General features: G+C 70.6%; 1 protein-coding gene. It reads right to left on the bottom strand.

Features of this window, described 5'->3' with window-relative positions; translation table 11 throughout:
- Window positions 1-56: 56 nt before the first annotated feature.
- Window positions 57-473: alkaline phosphatase family protein (locus tag RCF13_RS12765; protein ID WP_308141230.1), on the bottom strand; the 417-nt coding region annotated here is incomplete at its 5' end.

The following is a 473-nucleotide window of genomic DNA, read 5'->3' as shown; positions in this document are numbered from 1 at the left end:
GGCCGGGCATGTGCGCCCGGCCGGCCCTCGCGGAACACGGCCGCCGCCGGCGGCGATCAGGCGCCGAAGGTCAGCGCGTTGGTCAGGTCGCCCATCGGCTTCTGGCCGCGCGCGGTCATGGCGTCGTCGCGCGCCTTCAGGCCTGCGAGCGTCGGCAGGTCGAACAGGCGGGTGGCCAGGCGCAGGATCGAGCCGGTGTCGTAGATGGTGTGGTCGACGGTGCCCTTCTTGGCGAACGGCGAGACCACCAGCGCGGGAATGCGCGTGCCGGGGCCCCAGCGATCGCCCTTGGGCGGCGCCACGTGGTCCCACCAGCCGCCGTTCTCGTCAACGGTGATGACCACCACCATGTTGGCCCACTGCGAGCTCTTGCGCAGGCTGTCGACGATGTGGGCGATGTGGCGGTCGCCCGAATCGACGTCGGCGTAGCCCGCGTGCATGTTCAGGTTGCCTTGCGGCTTGTAGAACGTGAG

This window comes from Stenotrophomonas maltophilia group sp. RNC7, from assembly GCF_030910085.1.
GTDB lineage: Bacteria > Pseudomonadota > Gammaproteobacteria > Xanthomonadales > Xanthomonadaceae > Stenotrophomonas > Stenotrophomonas sepilia.
Note: the sequence above shows the minus strand (reverse complement) of the source record. Positions and strands in the feature narration are given on the sequence as shown.